Source organism: Escherichia sp. Marseille-Q3837 (genome assembly GCF_916618735.1).
In the GTDB taxonomy this organism is placed as follows: Bacteria; Pseudomonadota; Gammaproteobacteria; order Enterobacterales; family Enterobacteriaceae; genus Escherichia; species Escherichia ruysiae.
Window position 1 is genome coordinate 672,819 of record NZ_CAKAKC010000001.1, and the last position, 14,263, is coordinate 687,081.

Below are 14,263 nucleotides of genomic sequence, written 5' to 3' on the forward strand. Positions count from 1 at the left end.
TGCGGGCTGCCACCCTCACCCCAGCCCTCTCCCTGAAAGGGAGAGGGAGAAAAGCGGAGCGAGATGTTACATCGCGAGCATAACAGCCCTCCCCCCCAGAAAGTGAACGGAAAAGCGGTACTCGTTATTTCAACACGCACAAAACAGTCCCCTCGCCAGAAAGTGAACGGAAAAGTGGTACTCGTTATTTCAACACGCACAAAACAGTCCCCTCGCCCCTTTGGGGAGAGGGTTAGGGTGAGGGGAACACGCTGCTCCCGAATTCACCAGCAAATCTAATCCAACCCCATCACTTCTTCATCTGCGACAAAATCGTCCGGCACTGATTAGCTTCACCTTCTGAAGGTGAGATCAGCGCCAGTAACGCCGCCGCAGGCGTCACCAACGTTGCCAGTGCCGCCGCAACAGCGCCACGGGCAATCAACGGCCCGGCCTTCACACCAGCCTGCGGACTCTTAAACGTCCCACGCACATACAGCGGCGAACGCAGCGTGATAATACGAATCCCTTTGCTCTCCGGATCAATAGTCAAATCCAGTTGCTCCGAAGCAAAACTTGCCGTGCCGGTAACATTGATCAACGCATTCTCAGTATCGAAAGCAAAAATCTGCGGGCGTGCCACACCGTTAGCAATATCCACATTCGCCGCCGCGCAGTTCACCCGCACCTCATCATCACCGAAAATCGCACCGACAATGTAGTTGCCGACATTCAGCCCAACAATCTCCATCAGGTTGCGGCTCACCAGCCCGTCATTCATCAACAATTTCAGATTGCCGTTACTGTTCCCCAGCAGCGCCGCCACCGAGTTACCGCTACCACGCAGTTCAGCATCGCCATTCATTTCTCCCAGCGTTTTCTGCATCAGTTCTACATCCGGCATCAGCTCCTTCAGTTTCAGTCGACGAGCCTGTATATCCGCCCGCCCCTGCATCGGTTTTTTATCCCCTTCCAGATGAATATTCGCCGCAATGCTGCCGCCCGCCATGCCAAATTTCAGCGGTTGCAGACGCAGGTCAGCGTTTTTGAGGATGATATGGGTAGAAAGAGAGCTAATCGGCAAACTGCTGCCATGTTCTATGCGCCGCCCTTTGAAACGAACATCAGCATCCATCGCATCCCATTTATCGGTTTCGAAGCGGTCATAAGGCAGCACTTTGCCCACAGGCTGAACGTTTTTCTCGCCCTTCTTCTGTTCAGAGCGTTTCGACTTTTCTGCCCCTTCCCCGGAATCAACGCCAATCAATGGCCCCAAATCAGCCAGCCGCAACTGCCGTGACTCAACGTCACCTTCCAGTTTTGGTCGCGGCTTACCGGTGGTGTAGACCAGAGAACCGTGGATATCGCTATCGCCAATGCGCCCGTTAAAGCCGCGATAATCAAAGACCGACGATTTTTCAGTGTCGATTTTCGCTACCAGCCGACCATCCGTTTCAAACGGCGGGGTATCGGGCAGCAGAACGCCCGTCAGTTCATAGAGATCACCCAGCGAATCGCCGGAAAATTTAAGCCGTAAATCGACGCCGCCCATTTTCATTGGGTCATTCACGACGCCATCAAAAGCAACACGGGTATTACCGGAGCGAAAATCAGCCTGCACCGGAAAAGGTGTTCCTTCGCCACGCAGCGCCAGCATACCGCCTATTTTTCCTGTACCCGTGAGCGGTTCGCCGTTATAGCGCCCCTGCGCTTTCAGGCCAAAAACGTAATCGCCTACCTTCTCTTTATCTGCTTTACCTTTCGATCCAGTAACTTCGCTGAATGGCAACGGCTTGCCTAACGGATCGACAAAAATTTCCAGATCTGCTTTGCTTACTTTGTCATCAATAGCGATCCGCCCTTGATCGAACAGAATATTATCCAGACGGAACGACCACGCCGACGGCTTTGCATTCGCGTCTTTGTTGTCATCGTTGGCGAGATTAAACGTCCAGTTATTGTTCTTTTCTGAGAGGCGAATCAGGCGCGCGTCGGGCTTTTCCAGCTTGATCCAGGGCAGCCAGACCGTTTTAGTCAGCAACGCCAGCGGAGCCAGCGTCGCTTCTACGCGCGGTAAATGTACCATCGTCACTTCGGGAATATCCGGCGGGTTGCCGAGAATGATGTCTTGTGCGTGTACATGAGGCCACGGCATCCAGCTACGCCAGCCGGTTTCCTGCTTTTGCCGTTCCCACACCACGCCAAGATCGCCACGGATGGCGAAGGAGCGATTCAGTTCCGCAGAGACTTTCTGGTTGATGGTCGGTTTGAGACGGTTCCAGTCAAACGTTGCAATCAAAATGATCGCCACGACGATCAACAACAAGAAAGCCCCTGAAATCGCAGCGGTTATTTTGCCTGCTTTGCTCATAGTTCGCTTCCTCACATTCTTCCTGTGCCAGTCCTAAAGATAGTCCAGCCAGGCAGAAAATGAGGCGGCTTACAGAGCCAACACCACCGAGTCCAGCGTTTCGATTGGTGCCGGACGTGAAAGAAACCAGCCTTGTGCGGCGAATGCGGGAGAATTTTGCACATCGCCCCACTCTTCCTCAGTCTCGATACCTTCGACGATCACCCCACGGCAGTAGCGGTTCATCAAATGCAAAAGCTGGGAAAAGAGCGTGCGACCTTCGGGCGACTGGCGCAACATCACAAACAGTTCGCGAGCGATTTTGATGTAGTCGTAACGCACTTCACTTAGCGCAGAGAAATTTGCCATCCCGGTGCCAAAATCATCCAGCCACAGTGGGCCAAATTCGCACATCGAGGCAAACGTTGAATCTTTCGGTAGACGGATGTGTTCCACCAGTTCGAAACGCAGCCAGGGAAGACGGTCAATCTGACGCAAAATTTCCGGCTGCTGACGTAGGGCAAGAAGCGTAGGTCCATCAATATTAACCGATGCCAGCAGGCCGTGCTCAACGAAGAACGCAGCTTTTTTCGCCAGTAAATCAATCTGTTCTTTCACCACATCCATACGATGCCTGACGGTGATTTCGGCAAAATAACGATCTGGCGGCAGCCGTTGCGAGGGATTATCAGGATGCGTGACAATGGTTAAAAGCTCCACGGCCATCAATCGTCCGGAAGTCTGGTAAATCGGCTGCCAGGTATAAACGCGCTCACACTGCAACCAAAAACGCCGTTCCTGCAAGCTCTCGATGCTTGTTTCAGGGTTGCTTATTCGCTGGATAACCTGCCTTATCATCGAAGATGTCCTGTGTTTAAAAGTGATGCTGCCCGGACTCGACAAATATTATCGGCGCGCCACGGCAGAACTTTACCGCCAGAGAGAAGTTAATTTGCCCACACAACGACGGAATCTTCCAGGAATACGTTCTGGCTCAAAAAAATAATGGAACAGCGTTTTAATATAGTTGACCAGCAAACCACCACAGCGCAAACTAACGCTAATTTTTTACAGATCAGGTTCACGACTATGTCCAAAAAGATTGCCGTGATTGGCGAATGCATGATTGAGCTTTCCGAGAAAGGCGCAGACGTTAAGCGCGGTTTCGGCGGCGATACCCTGAATACTTCCGTCTACATCGCTCGTCAGGTCGATCCTGCGGCATTAACCGTTCACTACGTAACGGCGCTGGGGACAGACAGTTTTAGTCAGCAGATGCTGGACGCCTGGCACGGCGAGAACGTCGATACTTCCCTGACCCAACGGATGGAAAACCGCCTGCCGGGTCTTTACTACATTGAAACCGATAGCACTGGCGAACGCACTTTCTACTACTGGCGTAACGAAGCCGCAGCTAAATTCTGGCTGGAGAGCGAGCAGTCAGCAGCAATTTGTGAAGAGCTGGCGAATTTCGATTACCTTTACCTTAGCGGGATTAGCCTGGCGATCTTAAGTCCGACCAGCCGCGAGAAGCTGCTTTCTCTGCTGCGCGAATGCCGTGCCAACGGCGGGAAGGTCATTTTCGACAATAACTACCGTCCGCGCCTGTGGGCGAGCAAAGAAGAGACGCAGCAGGTGTACCAGCAAATGCTGGAATGCACAGATATCGCCTTCCTGACGCTGGACGATGAAGACGCGCTGTGGGGTCAACAGCCGGTGGAAGACGTCATTGCGCGTACCCATAAAGCGGGCGTGAAAGAAGTGGTGGTAAAACGCGGGGCGGATTCTTGCCTGGTGTCTATTGCTGGCGAAGGGTTAGTGGATGTTCCGGCGGTGAAACTGCCGAAAGAAAAAGTGATCGATACCACCGCAGCTGGCGACTCTTTCAGTGCCGGTTATCTGGCGGTACGTTTGACGGGCGGCAGTGCGGAAGACGCGGCGAAACGCGGGCACCTGACCGCAAGTACCGTTATCCAGTATCGCGGCGCGATTATCCCGCGTGAGGCGATGCCAGCGTAAAAGCAGCATATGCAAAAGGCTGGATAAAGTGTTACCCCTCTATCCAGCTCATCCATAAATACCTGATGGTTGTGCTAACTCATCACCATCAGGCATTACTGTGCAGGTGGAATATCCGTCACTTCAGGATGCACATCATCCGTGGCGACAGACGTCGCCGCAGCCGTAGTCGATGGCGCCATGATTTGATCCCAGGCAGCCTGCAACGATTTCATGTTAAATTCCGGCTCGCCTTTCGGCTGCAGCAGAATTAACGCCATGTCGTTCGACAACTGCTGACGCAGATCCTGATTTAACATCTCTACCGTCAGGCTGTTAAGGAAATCCTGACGCAGTTTCTGATATTGCTCCGGTGCAATATCGACAACCTGATTTTGCAGTGAACGCATCCGCTGCCCCATCAGAATATCGGTATCAGCTCGTGCATAGGCGGCAAACAGTTTCTGCAGCTCCAGTTTCTTTTGCGCGACCAGGGCGTTGAACTCTTCTTCCGGCAGACCTTTATCGCGAACTTTCGCCAGTTCACGCGCCACCAGATTAAGGTTGCTGTTCAGCTTGTCGTTTGGTGACTCGATGTTGATGGCACATTGCGCACGCAGATACAGCACTCGGCAATCAAATCCAAGGCCGATGTCTTTGCTGTTATTGGCGCTTAATGCTTGCTGAACATGCCAGAACAGCGCCTCACGAGCCAGGTCCGCGCGCCAGTAGCGCAGCAGTGCGGCTGACTCACGAATCGGCTGCCACGGCGTGTCCCACATGATAGATAACCGATCCTGGCGCACCGCGTCGGTCATAATGCTCACCGCTTCCGCACGCAGCGGAGAAAGCGTCGGCACCGGAGCCGGTGTTTCACGTTTGCCTTTCAGTTCGCCAAACGTTTTGTTGATTTGGTCGACAACCGAGCGCGCATCAACGTTCCCCACCACCAGCAGCGTCATTGCATCTGGGGTGTACCATTTCTGGTAGAAATCTTTAATCTTTTCCGCTTCAACGGGCTTTTTCAGCGGATCGGCAGGATCGTGACCTAACAAAGTTGATCCTTTCAGACGATAGCGCCACCAGCCTTCTTTAGTGTCGGCAGGCCAAGTTGCCACCATATCCTGGCTTTGCAGCGCATGGTTAACCGTTTCTGGTGTGATGGTCAGCTTGCCGGTCGCATTCGCCAGATAAGAGAGCGCCTCTTTCAGCAGATCGTTACGATTATTTGGCAAACTCAGATTAAACAGCGTGGTGTCGTAAGAGACGATCACCGGCGGCATCGGGCGCTTAGGGTCGATCCCCTGCTGCCACAATGAACGTGCCTGTGCCGCTTCCAGACCACCGCTTTGCGTCAGCGCAATACGAGGAATGGCATGACTGTAACCGCTCTGTTGTGTACTTTCGGCGAGCGAACCGGTATTAACCAGCAGGCGAATTTCAACACGATCGCTGGGACGCTGGGGCGTGGTCAGCACTTGCCACTGTAAACCGTTAGCGAGCGTCCCCTGTTGCCATGCTGGATCAGGCTGGAGCGCATCTGCCTGCACATAGCCAGCAGTGGCCATCACCAGCAAACCGCCCGCTAAAAGTCGAATTTTTGTGCCCTGCATGTGAACCCCTGATCAACTATCCTGGTAATAAAAGACTGCCCGCTATCGGTCAGCCTAAATGACGTTAAAAACACTTCGTGTTAGACCGCAAGAACATGAAAATGTCACGGAGGAAGTGAAATAAACCCGAACTCACCCAGGTGGTAAGTTCGGGCACAGGGGGCAATTATGCTCAAACACCCGCACTCGGGGAAGGGAGTGCGGGCATAAGTGGTGAGATTAAGAGGATAATTCGTGCGTTTTGCCATCCGGCGCACGATTATTCAGCACATCATCCAGTTTTTTGTGGTCCAGCTCTTTAACCCACTTAGCAACCACGATGGTCGCAACGCCGTTACCGACCAGGTTAGTCAGCGCACGGGCTTCTGACATGAAGCGGTCGATACCGAGGATCAGCGCCAGACCCGCCACCGGCAAATGGCCCACCGCAGAGAGTGTCGCCGCCAGCACGATAAAGCCACTACCCGTTACCCCTGCCGCCCCTTTAGAAGAGAGCAGCAACACAATCAACAGCGTGATTTGGTGGACGATATCCATCTGACTGTTAGTGGCCTGGGCAATAAATACCGCCGCCATCGTCAGGTATATCGATGTCCCATCAAGGTTAAACGAGTAGCCTGTCGGGATAACCAGCCCCACCACCGATTTGCGGCAGCCGAGTTTCTCCATCTTGTCGAGCATACGCGGCAGCGCCGACTCGGAAGAGGATGTTCCCAGCACAATCAGCAGTTCTTCACGGATGTAGCGGATAAATTTGAAAATACTGAAACCGGTCGCTTTAGCGATTGAACCCAGTACCAACACCACAAACAGGATACAGGTGATGTAGAAGCAGATAATGAGCTGCCCAAGTTGCACCAGGGTGCCGACGCCGTATTTACCGATGGTAAACGCCATCGCCCCGAACGCACCGATGGGTGCCAGACGCATGATCATATTGATGATGCCGAAGATGACCTGCGAGAAACTTTCGATAACGTTAAAAATCAGTTGGCCTTTGCTGCCCAGACGGTGGAGCGCAAAACCAAACAGTACGGCAAACAGCAGCACCTGCAGGATGTTACCGCTGGCAAATGCGCCAATGACGCTCGCCGGGATGACATCCATAATAAAGGCGACAATGCCCTGGTCTTTTGCCTGATCGGCGTAAACCGCTACCGCTTTCGCATCAAGCGTTGCCGGATCGACGTTCATTCCGGCGCCAGGCTGCACGACGTTAACGATGATAAGACCAATAATCAGCGCGATGGTACTGACAATTTCAAAGTAAAGCAGTGCGACTGCGCCGGTACGGCCGACCGCCTTCATGCTTTCCATGCCCGCAATGCCCGTTACGACGGTACAAAAGATGACAGGAGCGATGATCATCTTAATGAGCTTAACGAACCCGTCGCCAAGCGGTTTCATTTGCTCGCCTATCTCAGGGTAGAAATGGCCAAGGAGAATACCAATGGCTATCGCTGTCAGAACCTGAAAGTAAAGGCTTTTAAACAGAGAGGTTTTCATAGGGTGTCCTTTAGTAAAACCACAGGTCTTGTAAGGTTATGGGGTACCTGCGGCCTTAAAATAACACCCAGACAACATCACAGAAATGTACCTGGATCATAATTGAAACAAAAAGGTTAAAAAGTTTGAGCTGGCTCGCACAAACCAGCACTTTTTAAAGTTTTGTAATCAGTTTGGGGTAGCTACTTTTCTTCCAGGTAACTCTCTTCGAAGATTTCAATAGGGAGTGGGCGAGCAAAAAGGAAGCCCTGGGCAATACCAACGCCCGCTTTTGCCAGCCAGTCGCGTTGTGCTTCCGTTTCTACGCCTTCAGCAATCATTTGCAGATTCAGGCTTTGTGCCAGCATGATAATTGCAGCAATCATGCTGCTATCTTCCGGTAAGCCCTCAACAAACATTTTGTCGATTTTCAGCACGTCTATTGGCAACGATTTCATATGCTGCAACTGACGCAGCCCTGCGTAACCCATGCCGAAATCATCCAGCGCCACCTGTACGCCGGCGTTGCGCAGCGGACGAAGGATCGCCACCGCCGCGTGAGGGTCATCAATGCGTCGGCTTTCCGTGACCTCCAGGATCAACGTTCCAGGCTGAATACGATAACGAGTTAATAACCCCAGCATATCCGGCACCATATTTGGGTGCATCAACTGTAGCGCCGAGAGATTCACCGATAATGGCAACATAATGCCGCGCTCTTGCCAGGCAGCAAGCAGTCGACAGGATTCCTCCAGCACCCAATGACCGACGGTAACCATCAGCCCACAGGACTCAATACGATCGATTAAGCCATCCGGCAGTTCCCAGGTGCCATCCGCTTGCTGGATGCGCAGCAACGCTTCCGCGCTGACGAGTTTGCCGCTGGTCATCTCCACCTGTGGCTGTAGCCAAATAGCAAACTTATGATTTTCCAGTGCATTAAGGATATCGCTCTCTTCCGTCAACCGTTGTTGAGCTTCTTCCATCTGCTGTGGATCATAGAACTGAATCTGATTCTTCCCTTTATGACGGGCGGTAAATGCCGCCGAAATAGCACGACCATAAAGTTGTTCGGCAGTGAGATCGCCATAGAACATCGCCACACCGATGCTACAGTGCGGACGTAGCTGAATACGTTCAATCGGCAAGCGTTCACTCATGATAGTGAGCACTTGCTGACCTAATGTAATAGCGTGCCACGGTTCCTGTACACCATTAGCGATCACAGCGAAGTCATAGCCACTGACCTGTGCGAGGATCATGCGTGGCGACAGCACCGATTTGATTTTCTCCACCAGCGTCAGTAGCAGGATTTCCCGCTGCGCCTCTTTCAGCACGCCAGCAGTATCACGTAACGTTTCACAAGTGATGATCATCAGTGCGGTGGTTTGTTTACGTGCGACCACCTGTTCCAGCATCTCCATCAGCAAGGCTTTGTTTGGCAAATCCGACACCGGGAAACGCATCGCGTTTTCGCACTGTTCTTCATAATGGCGCTGCAACAATTGCTGATTGAGGTTGTAACTACGCACCAGCATACCGATTTCGTCGTCCTGGTGCAGACGCGGCAAGGCCAGTTGATGACCGACAATCTCTTGCGGTGGAATGGCGTTTAGCTCGCGAGCGATATTGCGTAAAGGATGTAATATCAGTCGATTAATGCACCAGCTAATCGCCACCGTCAGGATCAGCGACAAAAGTAAGTAAATGGTCACTAACGTAGAGACAGTGCTCATCACGAACTTGTACATGCGGAAGGAATCCGCCTGTAACACCAGATAGGCAATCGGCTGCGGGGTAGCAGGACGTTCCAGCGAGTAGACGCCCAGCGAGATTTGTACCGGTAACTCAAACAGTCGGGTGAACGTCACCGGCACCGGGCGCTCTGGAATAAAACTTTTACGCAGTGCCTGGAACTGATTAGGCAGCACCACGTCGGCGCGACTGACCACGCCCGCTGGTTTTATGCTGGCAAGAATAGCTTCCGCCTGGGGAATATCACCTTTTAAAATGGCGGAAGATAAGGGTTCGCGGACAGAGCGAGCAATGCTTTCCAGTTGCGTAGCCGTGTTATAGCGATTCTGCTGTACCAGGTGGAACAGCAAAACAGTGCAAAAAATAAAAACGAACACCATGACAACGGCCGCCACCATTGCCATCTGCTTAATTGTTAACGAGCGACTAACGCGCAAATTGTCTCCCCCCGGAAATCCCAGATTGCCGCCCGAGTATACCCGATCGCAGCGGCATTAAGAGAGGCGCTATCTGAAAACTTACCAGTCGGCGTAAGGTATCAGCGGCTGCGGCGGTAAATCCATGTCGCCCTGCCATCCGGCGGCGGAATACCGCACGTAGAGCAGGAAATGGCTTGGCGCATAATCTTTCGCCTGCTGGATATCGATTGCCGTGCCGACAAACCAGTTGGACGTGACCCGACGCTCAAGTAACGCCCGCGCCGTGTAGCCAAAGCCCTGACTGCTGCCGCCGTCGTTGGTCTGGCTGGCGGCATCCTCTTTCCAGTCCGTCGGGATCAGGTTCATCAGCGGATAACGCGGCATGGTTTTGGTGCGCGAATGCGACCACGAGCCAGACGCGCCCAGCTCCCATGACCAGTTTTCCGTCCGCTCACGCCACATCACCGGTATGGCAAACGACAGGTATTCCTGCGGGCTGTAGTAACCGCCCTGACCGAGTGAGTACCCACTCAGGTCTTTGTCGTAATGCCAGATCATATTGTTCAGGCCAACAGTGACGCGGCGATTATTCTGGTTGATGACCTTATAGTAATAGCCCGTCATCCAGCGCACGCGCCAGTTATCTTCGACATTTTTGCCGGTTAACTGGTCGCCGCTAAGGGATGCCCAGACGCCGTTCGCTTCACCTTTATCGTAGCTCAGACTCAGCCCCACGCCATCGGCACGCACGCCGCCCCATTTTTTCCCGGTATTACCCGGGGAGGCTTTCTGCCCACCAAAGGCCAGTAACGAACTGGAGATGGGGCGACGATGGGCGTTAACGGTGTAACCAAGCGGCCCGATATCATCGCTGTAACTGATGCCGCCGACCACATCCACCACGTTGAAGCCCATCGGTGTGGTGCCGATATCCCAGCTCCAGACGTCATTTCGCCAGCCGACCGCCACGCTGGCGCCGGAATCCGACTGGCTGCGGTTGCCGCTACAGTCCTGCAACGTACAGGTGCCCCAGTTGTTATCCCATTTACCCTCGGCGTCGGCGGAAAAACTGCCGACGTTCATATTGACGAAATCACTGCGAAAGAACATCCGTCCGTCAGAATACGGTGCATCCACCTGCAACATGGTGGTGTGCGCTTTCAGGTCGGAATAGCCACCGGTGCCGCTCGATCCCCAGTAGTCGTGCTCCAGGGTGACGTTAAGATCCTGCTGACGATAGAGATCCGCCGCATCGCTGCGCACGCCGCGCTTCAGCCAGTCGTCCTTCTCATCGTTACGGGTCAGACGGGTAAAGGTGTCGTTATCCTGCGGACGCGTCGTGGTCACACCGGATGCGACCATCGCGTCTTTGTAGGTTTCCAGCGCCTGCTCCGGATCGCCCGCCTGCGCTTCAAACCCTGCACCATCACGCAGTACCATCGCACTTTCCATCGACGGCGGCTGAGATTTTGCCTGCGGGATCAGCTTGTTAAACGTCTGCTGCGCCGCTGCGGTATCGCCAAGCTGCGCCTGTACCAGCGCCACGCGCCGCTGTGTATTCAGTGAGGTATTGTCGGTGGCGGGCAGTTTCGCCAGCTGACTGCGTGCCGCCGCTTTGTCACCGGCGGCGATATCCACTTCCGTCAGGCCAAGAATGGCATCAACGTTAGCTGGCTCCCGCGTCAGGACATTCTGATACGCCGCGCGGGCGGCGGTGTCATCACGTCGCTGCTGTGCCCAGTCGGCCAGGGTGAGGTCAATGCGCGTGGACGGTGGCTGCTGGCGCAGCATCGCTTCCGCTTCTGCCTCTTTACCGCTTTCACGCAGGCGGCTGGCGGTTTCCAGTACCTGATCGCTTTGCAGGCGGTTTTCCAGTTCCTGAATATTGCTGTTCCACTGTGCGCGCGGCAGGCTGCTGACATGCGCCAGCGCGGCTCTTTCCCGGTCGTGACCGGAAAGATACAGTCCGTAAGCGTAAACCTGCTCCGGGTCGTTCGGCTTCTGTTGCGCCAGATTGCGCATTAACGTATCGGCCTGGCTGCGTTGTCCGGCCTGCCAGAGATCCTGCGAAAGCCGGTAAGTAATCCACACACTGCCGGGATCGAGCGCCAGTCGCTGACGCTGAAGTGCTGCCGCCTGCGCCCATTTACCCTGATTTTCCAGTGCCTCCGCCTGCTGTGATAAGCGGTCGTTTTGCAGGCTGCGTTCGATGTCATCAACGCTGCGCCGCTGGCTGGCAGAGAGCGAGGCAATAAACGCTTCGGCTTTTTCCGGCGACTGCTGGCGATAAAGATTCGCCAGCCCGCGCACGGCGTTGGTGTTGCCGCTGTCCATGCGCAGCGTCTGCTGATAATAACGTTCGGCGGCGGGGTAATCTTTGCGCGCCATCGCCACATCGCCCAGCCCCAGCACCGCATAGCTGTCGGCGTTATCGACATTGCGCGCCTGCTGGAACAGGCGTTCTGCCCGGTCGGGATTATTGGCTTTCAGCGCAGCATCGCCCTGCTGGATCGCCAGCCAGTAGCGATTCACCTTCAGCAGACTGTTCCATTTGTCGTTGTTGCTGCTGTTCGGGTCCAGCGCGAGGGCTTTTTCCAGATTCGCCACCGCATTAGCGCGATCGCCATTCTGGGAATACGCCTGCCCCAGCGCCCCCAGAGCCTCACTGTCTTTCGGGTTCGCCCGCACCGCCTGTTGTAGTTCGGGAATGGCTTTACCCGCCATGCCAGAGTCCACCGCCGCTAAACCTTGCGCACGGGCGCGGAAATTAGGATCGGCCAGTTGCTTTTGTTGTTCTGCCAGTTGCGATTGCGCAGCCGCCACACTATCGCCATCGCTAAAAATAGAGAGATATTTTTTCAGTGCCGACACGCTGGCGTCGCTCACGGGCATGTCTTTAATCTGCCCGTACCAGATTTTAGAAGCCCCCTCGCGCCCGGCGTTAGATTTCGCCATCTGTTCCAGGACGGCAAAACCTTCGTCACGGCGATCGCTGCTAAACAGCAATAGCGCCAGATTATTTTGCAACCCCGTATTGCCCGGCGTATCCGCATTGATGCGTTTTAGCTGATTAATCGCTTCGCTACGGCGAGCCGGAATTTTCGCTACCGTACTCCAGTACTCGACGGCAATGTCACCTGCTGGCGGCGCTCCGTTGAACAGTTTGTTGTAACCCGCCACGGCTTCTTCCGCATGACCGGTAGTCGCCTGCAATCGTGCCTGTTGCAGTGCCTGGCGACCATCCGGCGTGGAAAGCAACATTGTGGTACGCGATGATTTATACGCATTTGAACTCGGCGCTAATTGCGACAATCGGTCGAGCTGTTTTTGTGCACCATCAACATCGCCCTGGCGTAACAGAGAGCGAAAACGGGCGGCAACGACATCCGGGTTATTCGGATCAATAAGTTCCAGACGATACAGCGATTGCTGCACCAGGTCTTCGCGATGGGTCGCTTCGCCCACACGAACCTGTTCCAGCAACTGTTGCTGGGCGGTTGGTGCCGCCTCGACCATCGGCATCACGGCCAGACCGAGGGAAAGCGTAAGGATATTTAGTGTGAATTTGCGCATTCCTGGCCCCAGTCAGGTAATAACTCACCTTTTGTCGAGAAGCGGAAACGGTGTTGATCCCAGCCTTGTCCAAACAGGGTCAACACATAGTTGTAATAGGCATCACTACCAGGAAAGTTATCGGCAATACGCTGACGCTGTACGGCCTGGGCATCACGATCCTGAAGAAATGGCAACATAGCCGCAGAAAAACCGACTGGCCCTTTACCCTGCGCTTTACCCGTAGCGACATCGACTTTCTCCGGCGGATAGCCGTTTTTCTCGGTGAATGTCGCCATCGGTTTAAAACGGTTGAGCATCCGCGCTTTTTGCGGATCGCTGTCGGGCATCATGCCAACCCACATATAGACGCGAATAGCGTCGTAACTGCTGATCAGCGTTTTCTCCGGCTTTAACTGCCAACCTTTGTCTTTCTCATAGCGTACCCAGTCTGGCGAAAAGCCCTTCGGGGCGGTTTCCAGCAATAAACGTTGATTCGTTTCGCGCAACGTGGTCCACGGTGCGCCAAAGCGGGTGAAATACTGCGCCAGCGTCGGGGGCAGATAACTTGGGTTAAAACGCCAGGTGTTATTCTCGGCAAAACCCACTTTGCCCGGTAACAGCATGGAGCCCAGCCCCGGCACTGTCACCACTTCCTCTTGCGCAATGCGTTTTAACAACGCGCTGCCGATGTCAGTATAACGTTGCTCTTTCCACAATCGACCGGCCTCCAGCAGTGACCAGGCCATCCAGATATCGCCGTCAGAAGCTGAGTTGCTGTCCAGCACTTCCCACTTCGCATTCTCTTTCTTGCCCCATAGCCAGGCGGGCAAATGTTCTTTTAATGAGCCTTGGGCAAGATTATTCTGCGTCCAGTCGAGAAGGTTATCGAAAGCTGCACGGTCGTTAGCCGCCAGGGCAAAGAACATGCCGTAGCTTTGCCCTTCGGAGGTGGTAATTTTGCGCGCGTCGCTGGGATCGATGACGCGCCCTTCCTGACTGATGTAATCCTTTTTGAACTGCTCCCAGGCAGGCCAACTGCAGGCTGCCTGAACACTAAAGGTAGCCAGCAGCAGCATCGTCACAATTCCACTACGCAAAACATTCATCAT

At 54.1% G+C, this 14,263-nt stretch carries 8 protein-coding genes; 1 reads left to right on the forward strand and 7 read right to left on the reverse strand.

Annotation, left to right across the window (positions count from 1 at the left end; all coding sequences use genetic code 11):
* Window positions 1-289 precede the first annotated feature (289 nt).
* The gene (locus tag LG381_RS03220) at window positions 290-2,350 is read right to left on the reverse strand and encodes an AsmA family protein (protein WP_225762017.1); all 2,061 of its coding nucleotides are present in this window, start codon (window positions 2,348-2,350) and stop codon (window positions 290-292) included.
* A 69-nt stretch (window positions 2,351-2,419) separates the two neighbouring features.
* The gene (gene pdeH / locus LG381_RS03225) at window positions 2,420-3,187 is read right to left on the reverse strand and encodes a cyclic-guanylate-specific phosphodiesterase (RefSeq protein ID WP_105280317.1); all 768 of its coding nucleotides are present in this window, start codon (window positions 3,185-3,187) and stop codon (window positions 2,420-2,422) included.
* A 231-nt stretch (window positions 3,188-3,418) separates the two neighbouring features.
* On the opposite strand from pdeH, the gene kdgK reads away from it, so the two are divergent.
* Complete coding sequence (gene kdgK / locus LG381_RS03230) at window positions 3,419-4,348, forward strand: 2-dehydro-3-deoxygluconokinase (protein WP_225762018.1); 930 nt, start codon at window positions 3,419-3,421, stop codon at window positions 4,346-4,348.
* Window positions 4,349-4,443: 95 nt separating this feature from the next.
* Here kdgK and LG381_RS03235 read toward each other — a convergent pair whose 3' ends face one another.
* From LG381_RS03235 to bcsZ, 5 genes are all read right to left on the reverse strand, one after another.
* Window positions 4,444-5,940 carry an insulinase family protein gene (locus LG381_RS03235; protein ID WP_001163165.1) on the reverse strand — a complete coding sequence of 499 codons (1,497 nt, stop codon included), beginning with the start codon at window positions 5,938-5,940 and terminating at the stop codon, window positions 4,444-4,446.
* Window positions 5,941-6,159: 219 nt separating this feature from the next.
* Window positions 6,160-7,446: a C4-dicarboxylate transporter DctC gene (gene dctA, locus LG381_RS03240; protein WP_000858214.1), complete on the reverse strand. Its 1,287-nt coding sequence runs from the start codon at window positions 7,444-7,446 to the stop codon at window positions 6,160-6,162.
* A gap of 182 nt (window positions 7,447-7,628) precedes the next feature.
* On the reverse strand, window positions 7,629-9,617 hold the full coding sequence (gene hmsP / locus LG381_RS03245) for a biofilm formation regulator HmsP (protein WP_001266343.1): 1,989 nt from the start codon (window positions 9,615-9,617) through the stop codon (window positions 7,629-7,631).
* Between the two features lie 81 nt (window positions 9,618-9,698).
* Complete coding sequence (gene bcsC / locus LG381_RS03250; RefSeq protein ID WP_225762019.1) at window positions 9,699-13,172, reverse strand: cellulose synthase complex outer membrane protein BcsC; 3,474 nt, start codon at window positions 13,170-13,172, stop codon at window positions 9,699-9,701.
* A complete protein-coding gene (bcsZ, locus tag LG381_RS03255) occupies window positions 13,154-14,260 on the reverse strand; it encodes a cellulose synthase complex periplasmic endoglucanase BcsZ (protein ID WP_024165122.1) in 1,107 nt (368 codons plus the stop codon). Before bcsZ ends, bcsC begins: the two co-directional genes overlap by 19 nt.
* Window positions 14,261-14,263 lie beyond the last annotated feature (3 nt).